We start from the raw sequence: 22,723 nt of genomic DNA, 5'->3' as shown, positions 1-22,723 counted from the left end.
TGAGTATAGCAAGACATCTAACACAAACCAGGTTTCTATCTTCAATCATTGTCAAATTTTTCTCAATTCTCTTCCCTATTAGATATCTCCAAAAATCAAAAATAAAATCAACAGGACTTACGCAGAGACTCTACATATAGAATATAGAGAGGGCGAATGCCATTCGCCCCTACAGATGGTTGTTTCAAAGTCAATTTGCGTAACTCCTGTTACTTTTAACTTTTAACTTTTGACTTTTGACTTCCACAGATATCTGTACCAGGCAAAATACAAACAGATAGAAAGTACAAGCAGCAACAGAGATAGAATTAGGAAATTATCCCAACGTTTCATCATAAACATAATTCCCGTGAGACACAAAACTATTTGCCAGGGAATTGCGATCGCAGTTGCCAGCAAATCTCGCCTGTTCTCTAATGCAATATTGACCGTGAGATTGCGGGGAATATTAACAGCGATCGGCTTCCAGAAACCGAAGGGACGGGTGACAGTATAAAAATTCTCCAGAACTGACCGCTCTGTTGCCGGGGTTAACAGAGTGCCAACGATACATCCTGCCAAAGAACAACTGCTAGGAATTAGAAATTGGATAAATTCAGCAAGTTGCAGATTCGGGAAGGAAGGTAAGACGATCGCCTTAGTAACAATTGCGGCCACCATACCAGCAGCGATACCCGTGGCAAATCCATAACCATTAAACCGCCACCAATACCATCTTAACAGCAGAGGAACCGCTAGACCAGTGCCCAATCCCAGAGTCAACCATCCCCAAATTTCATTGATATTGGAGATACTGAAGCTAAATAGCAATCCCACCATAACTATGATAACCGATGCCCAACGACTTTGAGCCAGTAGTTTGCGGTTGTCAGCTTGCGGATTGAGATAAGCTTGATAAATATCCTTCACCCAGTAAGCAGCGCCACCATTAATTAAGGAGTCAAAAGTAGACATCCCGGCGGCGATAAAACAAGCTAATACCAATCCCTTGATTCCCACTGGTAGGTAAGTAGCAATAACTGTTGGCAACACCAGTTCCGGGTCGGGAATTACTTGGTTAGTAATACCGTAATTGATGCCCAGGATTGCAAAAGCAGTTACTAAAGGCCAGCGAAAGGAAAGCAAGAATATCCACCACAGAGACATTAACCCCACTTCCCGGTCGCTTTTAGCAGCAAAATAGCGCTGCATCATATAACCACCGATACCGCCAAACCCTTCCATCAATACTTTCAGCAGATAGAAACAAAGGATAGCGCCGAACAAATTGAAACGACCATAGTCTCCGGGTAAGTCTACTTCCATGGAGGGGAATATACTACTCCACTCGCTAAAATTCCACTCGTGCAATTGCTCGGTTCCTGGAATGGAAATGGCAAATGTCTCCGGGAGAGGAGGAAGTTGCAGAGCGATCGCGCAGATATAGATGATAGCTACAAAAATCAAAACACCTTGAAATAGGTCTGTTAACACCACCCCATAAAAACCGCTAAGGACAGTGTATATCAATGCCAGGAAGATAATTAAAATAGAGGCTATGCGGGCATCGACAGTAATAAATTCTCCTAAGAATTTGCCCCCACCGATGGCAAAGTAACTAATCCTACCAATAGTCAAGATAATAGCAGCAACAGCACTAACTATCCGGGCGATATTTCCTTCCCGTCCCACACCAAAACGCAAATGCATCCATTCCGCTAAAGTCATAACTTGGGCGCGGCGGTTCCACTTGCCCATAAAAATCATGAACATTGCTAGAATTAAGGCAATGCCACCCCGGAGTTCCAGAAAAAATCCCTTCGTTCCCAAGGCGTAGACTAAGGCTGTTATCAACATTGTCCCGGCAATGTCCGTATTGGAAGCCATCCCGGATGCCCCCAATACCCACCAAGGCATATTCCGATCGCCCAGAAAGTAAGAGTCTATGCCACCGGATGCTTTGCGCTGGAGAAATATGCCAAACAGGACAATCGCCAGCAGGTAGATGACGACAATAGTGTAATCAATTAAATGCATAAACTACTCAACTTTCCTTATCAGTACCATTGATTCTATTATATTATGTCTGGTTGATTACTTATAAATAAGGAGTCATATCAAATCCGGTAGCGTCGGTGTAATTAGATGGGGAGATGGGGGGATGGGGGGATGGGGGATGGGGGATGGGAACCCACCCCTAACCCCTCCGAGGAGGGGAATATGGAGAAATATTTGGTAATCGTTGAAGATGGAACATTTTTTACGTGCCGAATTAAACGGATTTGATATCAGGAGTCAGGAGGGAAGAAAGAAGAAGAAAGAGAAAGTTTTTTGATCGCGCTCTTCTGCGTATATAATATTAATTTCGGTTAAACCGCAATTATCTAATTACTTTGAAAATTACCTTCAGTAGGTCGGAGCGTATCTCGCAACCCAACAAATGCAACAAGAGTTGAACAGATACAACAAGTGTTGTTGGGTTTCTTTAACCTCAACCAAACCTACAAATTGCTAATTACTTTGAAAATTACCTTCAGTAGGTTGGGTTAAGCGTATCTCGCAACTCAACAAATGCAACAAGAGTTGAACAGATACAACAAGTGTTGTTGGGTTTCTTTAACCTCAACCAAACCTACAAATTGCTAATTATATCATGTCCGGATAATTAGTTATAAAAAACTTTCTCCTTCAACTCCAGTTCTTCTTCTTCTTTCTTTCCTCTTTCCTCCTGACTCCTGACTTCCCCTCCACCGGAGGGGTTAGGGGTGGGTTGACTCCTGAGGACTCCGTAGTTATTTATTTATCACTGTTCAACCGGACATGATATTACTTTGAAAATTACCTTCAGTAGGTTGGGTTAAGCGTATCTCGCAACCCAACAAATGCAACAAGCGTTGAACAGATACAACAAGTGTTGTTGGGGTTCTTTAACCTCAACCAAACCTACAAATTGCTAATTACTTTGAAAATTACCTTCAGTAGGTTGGGTTAAGCGTATCTCGCAACCCAACAAATGCAACAAGCGTTGAACAGATACAACAAGTGTTGTTGGGGTTCTTTAACCTCAACCAAACCTACAAATTGCTAATTACTTTGAAAATTACCTTCAGTAGGTCGGGTTAAGCGTATCTCGCAACCCAACAAATGCAACAAGAGTTGAACAGATACAACAAGTGTTGTTGGGTTTCTTTAACCTCAATCAAACCTACAAATTGCTAATTATATCATGTCCGGATAATTAGTTATAAAAAAACTTTCTCCTTCAACTCCAGTTCTTCCTCTTCCTTCCCCTCCTGGGAGGGGTTAGGGGTGGGTTGACTCCTGAGGACTCCGTAGTTATTTATTTATCACTGTTCAACCGGACATGATATTACTTTGAAAATTACCTTCAGTAGGTTGGGTTAAGCGTATCTCGCAACCCAACAAATGCAACAAGCGTTGAACAGATACAACAAGTGTTGTTGGGTTTCTTTAACCTCAACCAAACCTACAAATTGCTAATTACTTTGAAAATTACCTTCAGTAGGTTGGGTTAAGCGTATCTCGCAACCCAACAAATGCAACAAGAGTTGAACAGATACAACAAGCGTTGTTGGGTTTCTTTAACCTCAACCAAACCTACAAATTGCTAATTACTTTGAAAATTACCTTCAGTAGGTTGGGTTAAGCGTATCTCGCAACCCAACAAATGCAACAAGTGTTGAACAGATACAACAAGTGTTGTTGAGTTTCCGTAAACGTCAAACCAACCTACAAATTGCTAATTACTTTGAAAATTACCTTCAGTAGGTTGGGTTAAGCGTATCTCGCAACCCAACAAATGCAACAAGCGTTGAACAGATACAACAAGCGTTGTTGGGTTTCTTTAACCTCAACCAAACCTACAAAGTTCCAATTCACGAAAACGTTTAACGCATACTTTGTTTTTTCTCAGCTTTTAAGTCACGACTACCCACAGCAGCTAATTCTGCATCCATCAAAGTTTTTCCTGTTGCTGCCAGATAAACATCATCCAAACTTGGTCGCGCTTGAGCAATACCAAAAATTGGTAAACCTGCACCCCGCAATAACTGTTGAATTTCGATCAAAGCATCACTTTGGGGTGTCACCACTAAGTTTAAAGAATTACCCTGAGCAGCATTAACAATAACTTCTTGAACTATTGGTAAATTTCCTAGTAATGCTTTTACTTTTTCTGCTTCTTCAGTAGAAGAAAATTCCCTAACACGGAGAGTGATGCGATCGCCTCCCACCCTGTCTTTAAGTTCAAAAGGAGTACCCGAAGCAATAACCACACCTTGGTCAATAATAGCTACCCTATCTGCCAAAGCATCGACTTCTTCCAGATAGTGACTGGTAATCAAAACTGTTGTACCTGAGTCTCGTAACTGACGCAAAAAATCCCAAGCTGCTATCCGACTATCAATATCTAAACCCACTGTCGGTTCATCCAGAACTAAAACATCTGGTTGATGCAATAAACCTGCTGCTAAGTCTAGACGTTTGCGGATACCGCCAGAGTAAGTGCCTGTTTTTATCTGCCCAATCTTCTATACCCAAGAGGGCGATCGCTCCTTCGATTCTTTCTTTTGCCAATTTGCCTGGAATATGGTATATAGCTGCTTGTAGTTCCAGTAGTTCTCGGCCTGTCAGTACCTTGTCGATGGCCACTTCCTGAGCAACATAGCCAAGACGTTGTCTAGCTATTCTCGGTTGGTCAACTACTGAAATACCAGATACTTCTAAACGTCCAGCGTCTGGTGTAATTAAAGTACACAGAGCGCGTAGAGTTGTTGTTTTACCTGCACCATTAGGGCCAAGTAAACCAAATATTTCTCCAGGTTCTATCTGAAAAGAAACGTCCTTAACTGCTGTAACTGAACCATAACTTTTCTGAAGGTTTTCGATTAAAACTGCTGGTACCATGATTATTAGTAAATATAAAGTTTTCTTTGATAATTGTAATTGTTTATTTTATTCTTGGCAGAAAACCAGAAGTATAGCAGTGGAAAGAAAGGGCGCGGACATATCAAAAGCTTAAAACTCAGACGCAAAATTGTCCTTCTTCATTCAGCCATATTATGTTTGACCTGAGACACAGAAAAGCTTTTGTCACTGTTGCCAGATGAGCTGTTGCCTGTTGCCTATTTCCCAGTTCCCTTTTCCCTGCGATAAAATTGATGGTAGCTTCTCATAAATAGTAAATAGTTATGACCAAAAAATAAGGTCAATAGCCTCCTCTTTTAAGAGGATAAAAGCGGTCGTTTGCTTTTGCTTTTGCTTTTGCTTTTGCTTTTGCTTTTGCTTCGCAAAGCTGGCGCAACGCAAAGCTGGCGCAACGCAAAGCTGGCGCAACGCAAAGCTGGCGCAACGCAACGCTGACGCGAAACGCGCATCTCGGAACGGAGTTCTATCTTCGTAGCTTCCCGTAGGGTGGCATGGCTCCGAAACCTGCGCCATATCCAATGGACCAAGAGAAACTAAAGTTCAATATTTCAAGCCTCTGACTTTAACTAGAGGTACTGTTAACGCAGTTCCTCCGATAGGAGGCTAACTGATAACTGATAACTGATAACTGAAATGACCATAGATATTAAAGCCTTTTTTCAGGGAACAAACCCTGGCATTCCTCTGTTTATAGATAATGTAGAAATTGACAAGAAATACTACATTGACTTCTCGACCGTGCGTGGAGGAAAAGTTATAGAAAAATTAAAAAATACTATTACTCTCTGGTCTTCAGACCAACCTACTTGTCAGCTATTCACCGGACATATTGGTTGTGGTAAGTCTACAGAATTATGGCAACTCAAGCAACAGTTAGAAACAGAAGGCTTTCATGTTGTCTATTTTGAGTCTGACAAAAACCTGGAAATGGGAGATGTAGATGTAGGCGATATTTTTCTAACTATTGCACAACAGGTTAGCAGAAGTTTGGAGAAGTTGGAAAAACTTAACTTGGAGGAACCAAAAGGATTAAAAGGTCTACTTCAGGGAGCAGCCAAATTATTGCAGACAGAAATTGAACTCTCCGCAGAAGCTAATATTCCTGGTGTGGGTAAAGTGGCAGCTAGCAGTGAAGGTTCATTTTCAGCAGAAGTCGGTTTGCCTGGAGTTGGTCAAGTCAAAGCTGATGAAAAAGGATTAGAATTTGTAGCTTTAGGAATTGGTAAAATTACTGCCCAGGCAAAAGCTAGTCCCGAACTTCGTAGTAAACTTAGAGAATATCTCGGGCCCCGCACCAGCGGAATTATTGAAACTATTAACAAAGAATTGCTCGAACCCGCTAACGAAAAGCTGAAACAGTATGGCAAAAAAGGATTAGTGGTTATCGTTGACAACCTGGAAAAAGTTGATAGTTCACCTAAACCTTGGGGGCGACCTCAACCAGAATATCTATTTGTTGACCGGGGCGAACAACTGATGAGTCTCCATTGTCATCTGATTTATACTCTTCCTATGGCACTGAGGTTTTCCAATGACTACGCCACATTAACTCAAAGATTTAAGAGAGACCCTCAAATATTGCCAATGGTGGCCACACAGTTGCGCGATGGTAGTGAATGTGTTGAAGGAATGAACTTAATGCGACAGTTAGTGTTGGCAAGGGCATTTCCAGAATTAGACCCACAGCAACGTTTGGCAAAAGTTACCGAAATATTTGATAGTCAGGAAACCTTAGACTACTTATGTCGTTTTAGTGGTGGCCATGTGAGGAATGTATTGCGAATAGTTAATGAGGCTATTATGGAAGAAGGGGATATTCCCATCTCCCGCGCTAGTGTTGCCAATGTAATTAAAACTTATCGCAATCAACGACTTTTAGCTGTAGATGACCATGAGTGGGAATTATTGCGCCAAGTTGCTCAGACAAAAAAAGTAACGGGAGATGATGGATACCAAATTTTAATTCGGAGTATGTTTGTTTATGAGTATCAAGATGAACTTGGCCCTTGGTTTGATATTAATCCTATGTTGAAAGATGCGCCGGAGTTAAATAGGGTTTGCTGAAAAAGTCTTTTTTAAGGAGTAGGGGACCCACCCCTAACCCCTCCGGTGGAGGGGAAAAGGGGAGTAGGGGAGTAGGGGAGCGGGGAGTAGGGGAGTAGGGGAGTAGGGGAGTAGGGGAGTAATTTTTTTGCCCAACTCAGCAGCGAAAATACTAACTTTTTGAGCATTAAGAGCTGAAACAGGCATACTTTTTGCCGACAGAAAAAGGCTAAAACCTTTATATGTAAACGCTTTGACATTTAATAATAAAACCCTAAATATAAGGGAGTAGAGGGCGTAGGTTGGGTTGAGGCACCCCCCCGTTAGCGGAGCTTATCCGTAGGATAAACCCAACTTTAGGGTATGAAAAAGAATTTTTGGCGTTGCTGATTCTGGGTATGATTTGATAATTTTGGATTTTGGATTTTGGATTTTGGATGGTTTGAACTACTTGTTAATATTAACTGTTTCCTCCATACCTATAAACCTACTTTCATACCTTAATTCAGCAATGCCGAATTTTTTTATAATAGACATCTCCAAAAATTACAAATAAAATCAATTATTATCAGGACTTACGTATTAGGAACGAGTTTTCGGCGTTTGAGATTGCTTTCCTCCGGAATGCTCCGCAAACGCTGTCGCTCGCAATGACAGAAATACGATGTTTTGCCTAAGTCCTGATTATCATAAATTTTCAATTATTTCTCTCTGTTCCCTCTTTTTCTGGGGATGTCTAATTTTGAGCATTAATTAACTATATTTAAAAATTTATGCCTAGTTACAGGAAGTTAATCATCAAAAATTATTGCAGAAATTAATCCGAGGCATGGAAATGTCTCAAGGACAATTTCGCCTATTTCTGGCACAGTGCAATAATTTGAACCAGCGCGATCGCCTAATTTCACAACTCCGGGAATCTTTTTCTGAAGACTTAGCAAAGTTGCAGTTGGATGAGTCTGTCGATGAACTTTATGCAACTATCAGAAAACAGTTAGGAGACCAACAACCAGATGCTCTGATGGTTTGGGGTTTAGAGTCTGTCAGGGATATTGATAAATTGCTCGTATCAATGGGGTTAGTGCGCGAAGAGTTTAGGAAAAATTGTCCCTATCCCATAGTTTTATGGATAGACGCAGAAATTTCTCGTAAATTTATTCGGTTAATTCCTGACTTTGAAAATTGGTCAAGTCTGACCGTTTTTGAAACTGCCACTCAGGAATTAATTGATTTTATTCAGCAGACCAGTGAGAGTGTTTATCAGAAAGTTTTAGAAAGTGGGACAGGAATATTTTTAGATGATACTGCTCTTGGTCTGGGAGAGTCTGCTTATCAAGAGTTGGTGGGCGCAAGGCAAGAATTGTTAAACCGAGAAGTTACCTTAGAGATTGAATTAGAAGCAAATTTGGAATTTGTTTTAGGTAGGGCAACTGATAATTCTACCGAAATAGCACTAGAGCATTATCAACATAGTCTCGAACTTTGGCAACAAATTAACAACTCGGTGCGAGTAGCTCACACTTATTATTATCTGGGGTTATGGTGGCGTAGTTATGCACTTAGGTGTCGCGTTGAGAAAAATATGGCTTGTGAGAGAGCTTGTTCATATTTTCAGCAGTCGGTAGAAGGCTTTGAGACAGTTAACCGCCCAGACTTAGTTGCTAAATTTATCAATGCTTGGGGAGAAGTTTTGCAAACTTTAGGGCGTTGGGATGAGTTAGAAACTGTTGCCAAGAGAGCAATAGAATTACATCAAACCTATTCCCAGGCATTTCGTGAAGCTCGTGCTTATGGTTTTCTAGCAGAATTTGAACTGGCAAAAAATCATTATAGACAAGCAAAAAAACTTGCTCAAAATGCCATAGAAATTTTTAACAAAACTCTAGATGCTGTATCTCCTCCTAGCTCAGAAAAAGACGAAATTACTTTAGATTGGGAGCGCTATTCTCATCTAGGAAAATATTTATTTACTCTAGCAAAAGCCGAAAAAAAATTAGGTAAATTTGAAGCATCAATAGCCAATTTTGAACAAGCAAAAAATACGACTAAACCTGAATACAGAACTGAATTTTATATTCATATTCTCACAGAATTACGAAAAATATATTACCAACAAAAGGCATATTTAACAGCTTTTAAACTGAAGCAAGAACGACAAAAAATAGAACAACAATTTGGGTTTGTAGCATTTATCGGTGCAAATCGTTTGGGGTATAGAAAACCAAATACTAACCAGGCTTTACCTCAACTTAATAGACGAAAAATTACTCAAGAAATTTCTGCATCTGGGCGTCAATTTAATGTAGAAGAATTGCTAGAAAGAATTAGTCGTCCTGACTATAAACTGATAGTGATTCATGGACAATCAGGAGTTGGTAAAAGTTCGATTTTGCAGGCTGGATTAATACCTGTTTTAGAAAAAAAATCAATTGATACCCGTAACGTAGTAGTGGTTTTGCAGCGAGTTTATGTTAATTGGATTTCAGAATTGGGGGGAAATTTAGCTAAAAAACTCAAAACAATTCCCCAATTAGCAGTTAATTCACAAATGCTTAATTCGACTGAGGCAATTTTTTATCAGCTACGAAATAATGCTGAATTCAATCTACTGACGGTTATTATTTTCGATCAATTTGAGGAATTTTTCTTTGTTAATTCAGAGCCAGGGCAGAAAAGAGAGTTTGCTCAGTTTCTGCAAGAATGTTTGGAAATTCCTTTTGTGAAAATTGTTTTATCCCTGCGAGAGGATTATATTCATTATTTATTAGAATTTAATTATTTAGCTAACTTAGAAACAATAAACAATGATATTTTAAGTAAAAATATTCGTTATGAATTGAGAAATTTTTCCCAGAATCAGGCAAAATCAGTAATTAAAGAATTAACCGAAAACTCTCAATTTAAAATAGATTCAAAATTGACAGAAAAATTGGTAGAAGACTTAGACAAGGAGACAGAAGATATTCGTCCGATTGAGTTACAAATTATGGGGGCACAACTACAGACAGAGAATATTACCACTGTGGAAAAATATCAAGAATTAGGAGATTATCCCAAGGCAGAATTAGTAAATCGATATTTAGCATCAGTAGTGAAAGACTGTGGTGAAGAAAATGAAAAATTGGCTTGGTTGGTGTTGATATTGTTAACCGATGAAAATAATACTCGACCACTAAAAACTCAGGCTGAATTGGTAAAAGAAAGTGAGTTTCAAGAGAAAGAGTTAGAGTTAGTATTAAAGATTTTTGTCAAGTCTAGTTTAGTATTTTTGTTACGGGAAAAACCAGCAAATCGTTATCAGTTAGTGCATGATTATTTAGTTGCTTTTATTCGACAAAGGAAAGGCCCTGAAATATTAGAAGAACTGAAACAGGAAAAGTCAAAACGACAGCAGTTGCAGAAGCGGGTAGTTAGAGTTTCCGTTGGTGCTGCATTGGGGATGGCAGTATTGGCAGGAGGTATGACAATATTTGGTTTGTGGGCTAAAAAGGAAAGTATACGAGCAGAAAGACAGACTATTATTACTACGGCAAATGAGTCCAGAGCCTTATCAATGTCAGGCGATCAATTGGATGGGTTGATGACTGCTATGAAAGCTATACAAAAACAAGTAGATGGTGAATTTGATCTAACTGGTAAAGAGGGTAGCAAGATTAGAAATGTTCTCCGAGTAGCAGTTTACAAACGTAACAAAGAAGAAGAATTTAGAGACTTTAACAATCTCCAGGGGCATAAACATTGGGTCGTGGGTGTAGCATTTAGCTCCGATGGAGAGACTATTGCCACTGCTAGTCGTGACAACACAGTGAAATTGTGGAACCGTCAGGGAGATTTATTGCAGACTCTGCTAGGCCATACGGAGTGGGTAAATAGTGTAGCATTGAGCAATGATGGGGAGATTATTGCCACTGCTAGTGATGACAAAACAGTGAAATTGTGGAACCATCAGGGAGACTTATTGCAGACTCTAGTGGGGCATGAGGATCATGTCTTGGGTGTAGCATTTAGTCCCGATGGAGAGACTATTGCTTCTGCTAGTGCTGACAACACGGTGAAATTATGGAGCCAAAAGGGGCAACTGTTCGAGACTCTAACTGGGCATAAGGATAAGGTCAGGGGTATAGTATTTAGTCCTGATGGAGAGACTATTGCCACTGCTAGTGTTGACAACACGGTGAAATTATGGAGCCAAAAGGGACAACTGTTGCAGACTCTAACTGGGCATAATGATCAGGTCAGGGATGTAGCATTTAGTCCTGATGGAAAAACTATTGCTACTGTTAGTGCTGACAAAACAGTGAAATTGTGGAGCCAAAAGGGGAAGTTGTGGCCAATTCCTTTGAGGCAGTCGTGGCAGTTATTGCAGACTCTGAGGGGGCATAAAAATTGGGTCTACTCTGTAGCATTTAGCCCTGATGGAAAAACTATTGCTACTGTTAGTGCTGACAAAACCATGAAATTGTGGAACCAAAAGGGGCGGTTGTTGCAGACTTTGCAGGGGCATGATGATTCGGTCATGGGTGTAGCATTTAGTCCTGATGGAGAGACTATTGCTTCTGCCAGTCGTGACAATACAGTGACATTGTGGAAGCAAAAGGAACAGTTATTGCAGACTTTGCAGGGGCATGATGATTTGGTCATAGGTGTAGCATTTAGTCCTGATGGAGAGGTTATTGCTTCTGCCAGTCATGACAATACAGTGAAATTGTGGAACCGTCAGGGGAAATTATTGCAGACTTTAAACGGCCATGATAATTGGGTCAATGGTGTAGCATTTAGTCCTGATGGAGAGATTATTGCTTCTGCTAGTAGTGACAAAACAGTAAAATTGTGGAACCGTCAGGGGAAATTATTGCAGACTTTAAACGGCCATAATAATTGGGTTAATGGTGTAGCATTTAGTCCCGATGGAGAGATTATTGCTTCTGCCAGTAGTGATAAAACAGTGAAATTGTGGAACCGTCAGGGACAGTTGTTGCAGACTCTAACTGGGCATGAGTATTCAGTCTTTAGTGTAGCATTGAGCAATGATGGGGAGACTATTGCTTCTACGAGTAGTGACAAAACAGTGAAATTGTGGAACCTTAAGAGAAAGGAGTTGCAGACTCTCACCCACCATCAGAATTGGGTCAATGGTGTAGCATTTAGTCCCGATGGAGGGATTATTGCTTCTGCCAGTAGTGACAAAACAGTAAAATTGTGGAACCGTCAGGGACAGTTGTTGCAGACTCTAACTGGGCATGAGTATTCAGTCTTTGGCGTAGCATTTAGCCCGGATGGGGAGACTATTGCTTCTACGAGTACTGACGATACAGTGAAATTGTGGAACCTTCAGGGACAGTTGTTGCAGACTTTAACCGGACATGAGAATGAGATATATAGTGTAGCATTTAGTCCGGATGGAGAGATTATTGCTACCGCTAGTGCTGACAATACAGTGAAATTGTGGACTTGGCGCATAGAAGATTTAACCAAGCATGGTTGCAAGTGGTTAGAGGATTACCTGACTTCCCATCCCCAAGAGTTAGAGGAACTTGAAATTTGCCAAACCTACGGACGCAAGAAAGTAGCCTCTCGTAGTTGGGTGATGGAGGGAGAGAAGTTGGCAAGAGAGGGGAAGGTTAACGAAGCAGTTGTCACATTTAAGAAAGCACTAACATGGAACCCCGACCTCAACCTCAAGCCAAAAGTTCTTGCAGAATCATTATTTAAGGCAGAAAAGCTGATGGAGGAAGTTATAGAAGAAGCAACAGTAGAAAAGTATGAAGAAGCAATAGCAAAACTAGACAAGCTAGCATTCATGCCTACTCTGCAAAATATTGCTAAGGCTAAAGCTAGATATCAGGCAGTAAATGCGTTTTTGGCTAAAGGGATGAAGCTTGTGAAAGAGGGTAAAGTTAAGGAAGCAATTAACTCTTACAAACAAGCAGAAAAAATCTACTCTACTCAAATTCCTGCTCATAATTGGGGTACACTTTGTTGGTATGGCAGTGTTTATAACAAAGCTGCTGATGTTATGTTTGCCTGTGAGAAAGCAGTCACCCTTGACCCTGAAAATGGCTCTATTGTTGATAGTCGGGGACTTGCTAGGGCATTAACTGGGGATATTGAAGGAGCGATCGCAGATTTTCAGGTATATGTTGAATGGATTGATGATCAGAAGAAAAAAGCGCAACGGCAAGAATGGATAAAAATACTTCAGGCAGGTGAAAACCCATTTACTGATGAGGTGTTGGAGAGTTTTAGAAATTATACCAATTTGAAAAAAGAATGCTACAAAAAGGAAGACTTCGATGAGATATGCTTAAAAATAGTTATTCCAGTTCATTTTAGATAGTTAGGGTTTGCTGATTAAATCTCAAAGTATTAACTGATATCATGTCCGGTTGAATAATTAGACTTTGGTGGAAGGAAGGCAGGAGGCAGGAGGCAGGAGGCAGAAGGTTTTCTACCATTGTCACCTTGATTTTATACACAAACGATGCTACCGGACATGATATGATATTGGTTTTAGCATTTTTCCGTTCTGAAAAAGTACCTAGTTTTTGGCTATTGTTGTCTCAAAATGGTAAAGTTTTGACCCTGACAATGCCGAAAATTTGACCGTAGCAGATAGTTTAAACTGTTCCCTGTTCCCTATTCCCTGTTCCCTTTCTTCACTAACAGACTTTTTCAGCAAACCCTAGTTATTTATAAGGTGTCTTTATCTCCCCTACTTCCCTACTCCCCACTCCCCTACTCCCCACTCCCTACTCCCTACTCCCCTACTCCCTACTCCCCTATTCCCCGTTCCCTATTCCCTGCGATACAATGTAGCAAGTAGCTTCTCATAAATAATTATGCCTTTAGATCCCAAAGCTTTTTTTCAGGCAACAGACCCTGGCATTCCTCTGTTTATAGACAATGCAGAAATTGACAATAGATACTATATTGACTTCTCGACTGTGCGTGGAGGACAAGTTATTAAGAAATTACAAAAGACCATTCTCTGGTCTTCAGGCCGACCTACTTGTCAACTATTTACTGGACATATTGGTTGTGGTAAATCTACAGAATTGTGGCGGCTCAAGCAACAGTTGGAAATAGAAGGCTTTCATGTTGTCTACGTTGAGTCTGACAAAAACCTAGAAATGGGAGATGTAGATGTAGGTGATATCCTTCTAACTATTGTCCAACAAGTCAGTGAAAGTTTAGAGGACTTGAAAAATTTTAAGATAAATGAACCCAACAGACTGAAAGGTATACTCCAGGGAGCTGCCAAATTATTGCAGACAGAAATTGAAATATCTAAGATTGAACTCTCTTTTGGAATTGGCAAAATAACTACCGAGGCCAAAGCTAGCCCTGAAGTTCGTAGTAAACTCAGAGAATATCTCGGACCCCGCACCAGTGGCATTATTGAAACTATTAACCAAGAATTGTTTGAACCTGCTAACGAAAAGCTGAAACAGTATGACAAAAATGGATTAGTCGTCATTGTTGATAACCTTGATAAGGTTGATAATACTCTTAAATATCAGAACAAAACTCAACCAGAATATCTATTTGTAGATCGAGGGGAGCATTGACTTAATCAAATAATAACGATATAATAGGTTAATAAGCATACTTTTAGACAGGCTGCGCTAACCCGTACATGAAATCCATTAGAACCAAACTCAAATTAAATAATAAGCAGAAAACTCTGATGGCTCAACACGCTGGCTACTCTCGATGGTGCTATAACTGGGGTTTAAGTTTGTGGAATGCTGCTTACAAGGATGGTTTCAAGCCAAATGCTCGTAAGCTTAGAGATGTGTTTACCAATCACACAAAACCTCTTTATCCCTGGATGAAAAACTTGTCGTCTAAAGTTTATCAATATGCTTTCATCAACTTATCTGAAGCGTTTAAAAGGTTCTTTAAAGGATTAGGTAAATATCCAAGATTTAAGAAGAAAGGTAGGTCTGATTCATTCACAATAGATAATTGTGGAAAACCAATAGAATTAAATGGATGGAATCATAAATTACCTTTTATTGGTATGGTCAAAACTTATGAACCAATTGAAGCTACAACTCAAAAAATAACTATTAGCAGACAAGCTTCGGATTGGTACTTAAGCTGTAGTTATGAATTTACTCCGACTGCAACTTCAAAAACTACAGAAGTTGTAGGTGTAGATTTAGGAATTAAGACACTAGCAACACTAAGTACTGGTGAAATATTCAAGAGTGTGAAGCCTTACCGTCAAGCCCAAAACAGACTAGCTAAGTTACAACGACAACTGAGTAGGAAAGTTAAGCATTCAAACAATTGGTACAAAGTTGTAATTAAGTTGGCAAAGCAGCATAGACAAGTAGCTAATATCCGTAAAGATGCACTTGATAAGTTGACAACATACTTAGCCAAAGTGCGACTCGTTCCTGTTAGGAGCCTCTAGAAACTAGAGGGGTATGAACAGGGTTCAAAGAGCAATTAAGCTCAATGAATAACTGAGTCACGGATGTGGGTGAAAGTCCCACCTGCCAAGGGAAGGCAGACTCCCGACCTGGCCACACCGAGCTAGACCTTTCCACTAGCAGAGTGAAGCTGGCAACAGGCCCCAACCAGAGCGTATAGTGGTAGGCACACTGGGGGTAATGGGGAGACGGCATGGGTACCGGGGCGGAATGTCCTGAAAAAGCGCCTCAAAGTACGGCAAGAACCACCTCTTATCTCTTGACCGCACACGAGGAAATCCCGCGTAATATTTTGGCATTAGACGCATCCCTGGGAATCGTGTAGGCGAATTGGACAGCCCTAAACCGTCAAAATAATCTGTAACTCGGAACGAGGAAAAACGGCAAGTGAGTCTGACTAAAATAGGTTATTTAGTTAGTAGGAGGGAAGCTCGGAATTCTCACTTGACGGGTAGGATGGGGGAACAGAATTGCCCCCGGCAGTCGAGAAACGGTAGTTGGATAGGTGATGATGCTTAGACACCTAGAGTGAAGCTCGCTGAAACTATGCGTACAGGGCAGAAGCTTTTAACCTGTAATTGCCTTGCTCGTTAGTCGAATGCAAAGCGACCCGGAAGCAGAAGCTCCAAGGCGGTAGGATTAGACACTCCTTGAAAACAATAGTGGAAGATTAGGAATCACTGGACTCTGACCAAGTTTAGTCTTAATCAAAGGATTTTGTATCTCACATGATACGTTGCCATAGACTGCTAGGAGCCTTGTGCGGTGAAAGTCGCACGCAGGGTTTTGAAGTAGAGGTGCGGGCGGTAATACGCCACATCGACTATAACAACCACGGCACTGTTGTGATTGAGGATTTGAATGTGAGTGGAATGTTAGCTAACCATAAGCTAGCTAAGTCAATTGCAGACCAAGGGTTTTATGAATTTCGCAGACAGCTTGAGTACAAGTGCCAATGGTACGGTTCTGAGTTAGTGGTAGTAGACAGGTTTTTTCCATCTTCTAAGACTTGTTCTAACTGTGGTCACGTCCAAGATATGTCATTAAGCCTGAGAACTTATGACTGCCCTGAATGTGGAATATCTATAGACCGTGATTTGAATGCAAGTATAAATTTAAGAAATGCGGTCGGCTTGACCGTCAATGCCTGTGGATGAGTAACCGCCGACGGCCTCAGTAGAAGCAGGAAGTAAACATTAAAATGTCACTAATTATGACGTTTTATATCAGTTTTATGAAGCAGCAGCAGATAATTCTACAAAAAAACCACTAGAGCATGATCAACGCAGTCTCGAACTTTGGCAACAACTGAATCAGGCTGTGCGAGTTGCTCACATTCATTATTATCTAGGCTCGTGGTGGCGCAGTTATGGAGTTTGGCATCGAGCTGAACAAGAAAAATCTTACAATCTCGCTTGTTCCTATCTTCAGCAGTCGGTAGAAACCTTTGAGAAAGTTAAGCCCCCTGACTTGGTTGCCAAGTTTATCAATGCTTGGGGAGTGGTTTTACAATATTTGCAGCGTTGGAATCAGTTAGAGAATGTCGCCAATAGAGCAATTAAATTACATCAAGCTTATTCTTACCAATTCCGGGAAGCACAGGCAAATGGTTTTATGGCAGAAGTTAAACTAGCAAAAAATGACTACACAGAAGCAAAAAAGTATGCTCAAAAAGCTCTCAAAATTTGTAACAATACCTTGAAGAATGCGTCTCATTCTACTTCAGATAAAGACAAAATAATTTTAGATTGGGAACGTTCATATCATAAAGTTTGGTACTTATTTTCTTTGGGAAAAGCAAATAAATGTTTAGGTAACATCAAAGGAGCTATAGAAACTCTAAACACAGCGCTCGCAGAAGAAAAAGTTGAATACGACCCAAAACTTTATTTTTCTATATACAAAGAATTACAAGAAATTTATTTAGAAAAAAGAATACTTGAAAGCTTTTGAATACAAACAAAGTCAAAAAAAGATTGAACAGGAATTTGGGTTTCAGGCATTCATTGGCGCGAATCGTTTGAGGCATAGAAAGCAAAATATTAATCCGACTTTTCCTAAGTTCAATCCCAAAAATTCTACTCAAGAAACTTCGGAAACTGGAAGGCAGTTTGATGTAGAAGAACTGTTGAAAAGACTGAGGGATAATCAACGTAAATTAATAGTTGTTTATGGACAATCAGGAGTTGGTAAAAGTTCCATGTTGCAGGCAGGATTAATTCCTGCTTTAGAGCAAAAATTAATTGATACCCGTCATGTAGTGCTTGTTTTGCAGCGAGTTTATGTTGAATGGGTTTCAAGGTTGGGAAAAAATTTAGCAGAACAACTACAAAAAACTAAAAAATTAGCAGTTAATTCAGATACTCTTAATTCAACTGAGGCAATTTTAGCTCAGTTACAAAATAACGATAAATTAAATCTACCAACAGTTATAATTTTTGACCAATTTGAGGAATTTTTCTTTGAAAATACTGAACCAGGGAAGAAACGAGAATTTGCTCAATTTCTCCAAGACTGTTTGAATATTCACTTGACGAAAATTATTTTATCTCTGCGAGAAGATTATATTCATCATTTATTAGAATTTAATCGTTTAGGAGATTTGGAGGTAATTAACAATGATATTTTAAGTAAAGATATTCTCTATTACTTGGGTAATTTTTCCCAGGAACAGGGAAAATCAGTTATTCAAGAATTAACAAAAAACTCTCAATTTAAAATAGATGAAAATCTGACGGAAAAGTTGGTAAAAGACTTAGCCCAAGAGACAGAAGATATTCGTCCGATTGAGTTACAAATTGTCGGGTCACAATTGCAGACAGAGAATATTACTACTATAGAAAAATATCAAGAATTAGGAGATAATCCCAAGGCAGAATTAGTAGAGCGATATTTAGCAGAAGTAGTGAAATACTGTGGTGAAGAAAATGAAAAATCGGCTTGGTTGGTGTTGATGTTGTTGACCGATGAAAATAATACTCGCCCACTGAAAACTCAGGCGGAGTTGGTGAAAGAAAGTGAGTTTAAAGTGAAAGAGTTAGAGTTAGTATTAAATATTTTTGTCGAGTCTGGTTTGGTATTTTTGTCGCCAGAAAAACCAGCAAATCGTTATCAGTTAGTACATGATTATTTAGTTGCTTTTATTCGGCAAAGGAAAGGCCCTGAAATATTAGAAGAACTGAAACAGGAAAAGTCAAAACGACAGCAGTTGCAGAAGCGGGTAGTTAGAGTTTCGGTTGGTGCTGCATTGGGGATGGCAGTATTGGCAGGAGGGATGACAATATTTGCCTTGGAGGAACACAAGGAAAGTAGAAGAGCAGAAAGGCAAACTATTATTGCTGAAGCAAATGAGTCTAGAGGGTTGTCTATTTCGGGTGAGCGGTGGGATGGCCTGATGACTGCTATGGAGGCTAGGCAAAAACAAATTGATGATCAATTTGAGCCAACGGATAAAGCTAGCAAGATTACAAATGCTCTCCGAGTAGCAGTTTATCAACGCAACAAAGAGGAGAAGTTTAGAGAGCGTAACCGCCTTGAAGGGCATGAAAATAGGGTCTTGAGTGTAGCATTTAGTCCGGATGGAGAGACTATTGCTTCTGCAAGTGATGACAAAACAGTGAAGTTGTGGGACCTTCAGGGGAAATTATTGCAGACTATAACCGGGCATGAGAATTATGTCTATGGTGTAGCCTTTAGCCCGGACGGGGAGACTATTGCTTCTGCAAGTCGTGATAAAACGGTGAAGTTGTGGGACCTTCAGGGGAAATTATTGCAGACTATAACCGGGCATGAGAATTGGGTCAATGCTATAGAATTTAGTCCTGGTGGAGAGACTATTGCTTCTGCAAGTGATGACAAAACAGTGAAGTTGGAGAAAAACTCGAGCAAGCAGTTGCTAAATTTGAGAAAGCACTAAAATGGAATCCCGACCTCAACCTGAACCCAAAAATTATCGCAACATCATTAGCTGAGGTAGAAAAGCTGATGGAGGAAGGTACGAAATTAGCAAGAGAAGGAAAAACTGAGGAAGCAGTAGAAAAGTATCAACGAGCAAAAGAACTTGACAAAGTGGCATACATTCCTAATCTAAAAAATATCGATCCAGAAGCTAAAGCAAAATATGAGGCTTCCGATGCAATGTTGGATAAAGGGAGCGAGCTTGTGGAAGAGGGTAAAGTTAAGGAAGCAATTTCCTCCTACAAACAAGCAGAAAAAATCGATCCCACTCAAATTTCTGCTAGTAATTGGAATACACTCTGTTGGAATGGCAGTCTTTACAAACAAGCCGCTAATGTGATGTTTGCTTGTGAGAAAGCAGTCGCCCTTAGCCCAAAAGATGGCAATATTACTGATAGTCGCGGACTTGCCAGGGCATTAACAGGGAATATTGAAGGAGCGATCGCAGATTTTCAGGTATTTGTAGAATGGACTGATGATGAGGAGGATAAAGCTCAACGCCAAGAATGGATCGAAGCGCTCCAGGCAGGTGAAAACCCCTTTACTGATGAGGTGTTGGAGAAACTGAAGGATTAGGCGTAGGTTGGGTTGAAGCAAGTTTAGTGCAGTTTACCCAATTTTGTCGTGCGGAATGTAGGTTTTAAGTATTCAACCGGACATGATATAACTTCTTCAATTAAGCTGCTAATATTTGTTCCACAGTTAATGTTAACTATGGAAAAGTTCGGGATACTATTTTATCTTTACCTTGATATAAATTAGTTTGATAAACTCCATTTTCATCGAGTAAACAAACCATAATACTCGGCTGTTTCGGGTTGCCTAAAATATCGCGACTACCCACGGCTAAATAATCGACAATCCAATATTCAATAATTCTCAAACGTTGATATTCATCTCGTTTATCAATATAGTCATCTTCCCAATTTGTAGATACAATTTCTACAGCCAACTGAAGCGGTTCGGTAAGTGCAGAATAAGCTCTTGGATTAGCTGACCAAATTGTTTTATCAACCACACTTACATCAGGATGACGACCTTGCTCTTTGCCATCTTTGCGAAAAGTTCTAATAATTATTCTGCCAGAAACAAAATAATTGAGATTCAGGCGCTTTACTTCATCCTTCATCAAGTCGGTAATCAACTCAGCGATAGTTTCATGTCTTCTGGTTGGTAATATTCTTATTATTTCTCCATTAACAAATTCATAACGTCCCTCTGCATCAGGGAGATTTTCCAGGAATTGTTCAAAAGTAAGTTGTGGTTTTATTGGTGTTGTAGTCATGGTTAGTTATTTGAGAAAAGTTTTTTGATACTGAGTTTTGCCCCCCTAGCCCCCCAACTTTGGGAATTTTGCCCCCTAGCCCCCAACTTTGGGAATTTTGCCCCCTAGCCCCCAAATTTGGGAATTTTGCCCCCTAGCCCCCCAAATTTGGGAATTTTGCCCCCTAGCCCCCAAATTTGGGGGAACAAGAATCAATTTGCTATCTTTAAGTCCCCCAAAATTGGGGGATGCGCGGGGGCGTAGACCAGAACCAAACAATCGCGCATTCATACTTCAATTAAGCAACGCCGTTTTTTGATACTGAATTTTGCCCCCTAGCCCCCCAAATTTGGGAATTTTGCCCCCTAGCCCCCCAACTTTGGGGGAACAAGAATCAATTTGCTATCTTTAAGTCCCCCAAAATTGGGGGATGCGCGGGGGCGTAGACCAGAACCAAACAATCGCGCATTCATACTTCAATATAAGCAACGCCGTTTTTTGATACTGAATTTTGCCCCCTAGCCCCCAAATTTGGGAATTTTGCCCCCTAGCCCCCAAATTTGGGGGAACAAGAATCAATTTGCTATCTTTAAGTCCCCCAAAATTGGGGGATGCGCGGGGGCTTGGATGTAGCAAAGACTTCTCAGACAACCTCTAAGGGAATAGCAGAAAATAAATTATCCCAATTTTTGTACTTAGTAGCCGTGTAAAAATAACTTGAACAATTTAAGCTATTGTTCTCGGCTTAATCATATAATTCCATTCACCATGAAAAAAGTCTGGCTCAATTCTAATGGCATTAAATTCTTCGCGACTTACTTTAATTCCTGTTTCGTAAAAATTTTCGTCTAGGTGAGCAACTACATTCAATCCTTGTGTGGTAGTAGTATTGTTAATAAGATTAATCACGACTTGCAAGCTACTTAGGGGTCTGCCACGCCAGTTTTGGGTGATCTGGCAAAACAAGCGATGTTCAATTTTGTTCCATTTACTGGTACCGGGAGGGAAATGACACACATGAATAGTTCGATTAATCTCGTCAGCAAATTCTTGTAGTTCTAACTTCCATAGTCGGGAGCGATAACTATTACTACCACCACAGTCAGCTGTAATCATTATCTTTTGACTATCTGGATAAAGTTCTTCACCCATTGAGTACCACCAATGGCGAATCGACTCCACTGCAAAGCAGGCTGTGTCGTGGTCAATGCCAACATTCACCCATCCAGTATTCAAAGTTAAGTCATAAATTCCATAGGGAATTGCTTTACCCAATTTCGGGTCAGCAAAGTCGTGCATTCGTACTTCTATTGGTTGTCCATGAACACACCATTCATGACCAGAGTTCTTAAAATCCCCAATTAATTCTTTTTCTTGGTATCAACAGAAATGACTGGTTGATTTTCAGATTGGAAATATCTAACTTGTTGAGCAATATGTAAAAACTGAGCATCTCGATCTGGGTGAGATGAGCGATCGCGAGTCTTACGATTTGATTGTAGGCTGTAACCAAGAGACTCCAGTAAATTATAAACACTTTTAGGGCTGATTCTGTGTCCCCCTTGATTCAATCCTGCTGCTAATTTAGCTACACTTTTTGAGGTCCATTTCAGAGGAGATTCTGGGTCTCCTAAAGTCGCGGGTTCAATCAGTAATTCCAAATCTGTTAACAGAGTTGGGTCTTTTTCCTCTAGTAGTTTACGGCCACCACCAAATTCACGAATTCGATCGCTGTAGTCCGATCTTGTTGTTCCATCTGATTTACAGAGATTATCTATACCAGCATGAATTGTTGTCCGCGAAAGTCCAGTTGCTTTGGCCACCAAGGTGAGACCTCCCCAACCCAGGCTTTGAGCTTCAATAGCTGCCCATATACGTCGTGTTTTTTCGTTTAAGTAAGGCCACAACAATTCATACTTGTCTTGAATAGTTTTGACTACAGAGTTATCAGACATATTACCCAACAATAAACGTGATACTTTTATTATTTAGCTTTGGAGGTAATTTGTTCAAGTTATTTTTACACGGCTCCTTAGATCGTTAACTAACTAATCTCTACTCCCTTACTTTTTCAATTTCTTCCCTACTCCCT

Annotated in this window: 13 protein-coding genes and 1 pseudogene; 10 read left to right on the top strand and 4 right to left on the bottom strand. The window is 40.2% G+C overall.

The features are described 5' to 3' along the window. Positions 1 to 222 precede the first annotated feature (222 nt). On the bottom strand, positions 223 to 2,016 hold the full coding sequence (locus SAGCYANO_RS26055; protein ID WP_202222737.1) for a sodium:solute symporter family protein: 1,794 nt from the start codon (positions 2,014 to 2,016) through the stop codon (positions 223 to 225). Positions 2,017 to 2,124: 108 nt separating this feature from the next. Between SAGCYANO_RS26055 and SAGCYANO_RS26050 the strand changes: the two genes are divergently transcribed. After that, complete coding sequence (locus SAGCYANO_RS26050; protein ID WP_202222736.1) at positions 2,125 to 2,265, top strand: hypothetical protein; 141 nt, start codon at positions 2,125 to 2,127, stop codon at positions 2,263 to 2,265. Between the two features lie 1,622 nt (positions 2,266 to 3,887). Here the strand turns inward: SAGCYANO_RS26050 and SAGCYANO_RS26045 are convergent. Next, positions 3,888 to 4,905 (bottom strand): annotated as a pseudogene (locus tag SAGCYANO_RS26045) (ATP-binding cassette domain-containing protein). A gap of 654 nt (positions 4,906 to 5,559) precedes the next feature. Here SAGCYANO_RS26045 and SAGCYANO_RS26035 point away from each other — a divergent pair. The 9 genes from SAGCYANO_RS26035 to SAGCYANO_RS45660 all read left to right on the top strand — a co-directional run bounded on the left by SAGCYANO_RS26035 (position 5,560) and on the right by SAGCYANO_RS45660 (position 19,943). Beyond that, a complete protein-coding gene (locus SAGCYANO_RS26035) occupies positions 5,560 to 6,990 on the top strand; it encodes an ATP-binding protein (RefSeq protein WP_202222734.1) in 1,431 nt (476 codons plus the stop codon). A 787-nt stretch (positions 6,991 to 7,777) separates the two neighbouring features. Then, on the top strand, positions 7,778 to 13,306 hold the full coding sequence (locus SAGCYANO_RS26030; RefSeq protein ID WP_237396699.1) for a hypothetical protein: 5,529 nt from the start codon (positions 7,778 to 7,780) through the stop codon (positions 13,304 to 13,306). A 502-nt stretch (positions 13,307 to 13,808) separates the two neighbouring features. Beyond that, complete coding sequence (locus tag SAGCYANO_RS26020; RefSeq protein ID WP_202222732.1) at positions 13,809 to 14,537, top strand: ATP-binding protein; 729 nt, start codon at positions 13,809 to 13,811, stop codon at positions 14,535 to 14,537. Positions 14,538 to 14,605: 68 nt separating this feature from the next. Then, complete coding sequence (locus SAGCYANO_RS26015) at positions 14,606 to 15,391, top strand: transposase (protein WP_255502706.1); 786 nt, start codon at positions 14,606 to 14,608, stop codon at positions 15,389 to 15,391. A 406-nt stretch (positions 15,392 to 15,797) separates the two neighbouring features. Then, the gene (locus tag SAGCYANO_RS48060) at positions 15,798 to 15,929 is read left to right on the top strand and encodes a hypothetical protein (protein ID WP_255502463.1); all 132 of its coding nucleotides are present in this window, start codon (positions 15,798 to 15,800) and stop codon (positions 15,927 to 15,929) included. A gap of 209 nt (positions 15,930 to 16,138) precedes the next feature. Beyond that, the gene (locus SAGCYANO_RS26010) at positions 16,139 to 16,567 is read left to right on the top strand and encodes an RNA-guided endonuclease TnpB family protein (protein ID WP_255502705.1); all 429 of its coding nucleotides are present in this window, start codon (positions 16,139 to 16,141) and stop codon (positions 16,565 to 16,567) included. Between the two features lie 163 nt (positions 16,568 to 16,730). Next, a complete protein-coding gene (locus tag SAGCYANO_RS45670; RefSeq protein WP_237396698.1) occupies positions 16,731 to 17,363 on the top strand; it encodes a tetratricopeptide repeat protein in 633 nt (210 codons plus the stop codon). Further along, positions 17,350 to 19,326, top strand: a complete 1,977-nt coding sequence (locus SAGCYANO_RS45665; RefSeq protein ID WP_237396696.1) for an AAA family ATPase — start codon at positions 17,350 to 17,352, stop codon at positions 19,324 to 19,326. The genes SAGCYANO_RS45670 and SAGCYANO_RS45665 overlap by 14 nt, the downstream gene beginning before the upstream one ends. Positions 19,327 to 19,394: 68 nt before the next feature. Then, a complete protein-coding gene (locus tag SAGCYANO_RS45660) occupies positions 19,395 to 19,943 on the top strand; it encodes a tetratricopeptide repeat protein (RefSeq protein WP_237396695.1) in 549 nt (182 codons plus the stop codon). 136 nt (positions 19,944 to 20,079) lie between these two features. On the opposite strand, the gene SAGCYANO_RS26000 is transcribed toward SAGCYANO_RS45660, so the two are convergent. Together SAGCYANO_RS26000 and SAGCYANO_RS25995 are read right to left on the bottom strand one after the other, a co-directional pair. After that, a complete protein-coding gene (locus SAGCYANO_RS26000; protein ID WP_202222730.1) occupies positions 20,080 to 20,652 on the bottom strand; it encodes a Uma2 family endonuclease in 573 nt (190 codons plus the stop codon). 705 nt (positions 20,653 to 21,357) lie between these two features. Continuing rightward, positions 21,358 to 22,586, bottom strand: a protein-coding gene (locus tag SAGCYANO_RS25995; RefSeq protein ID WP_202218595.1) for an ISAzo13 family transposase whose coding sequence is annotated in 2 segments (ribosomal slippage) — positions 21,358 to 22,004 and positions 22,004 to 22,586 — 1,230 coding nt in all. Because the reading frame shifts where the segments join, the coding sequence is not laid out codon by codon here. Positions 22,587 to 22,723 lie beyond the last annotated feature (137 nt).

The organism is Okeania sp. KiyG1, assembly GCF_014132355.1.
Taxonomy (GTDB): Bacteria; Cyanobacteriota; Cyanobacteriia; order Cyanobacteriales; family Microcoleaceae; genus Okeania.
This window is presented reverse-complemented; position numbering and strand designations above follow the sequence as displayed.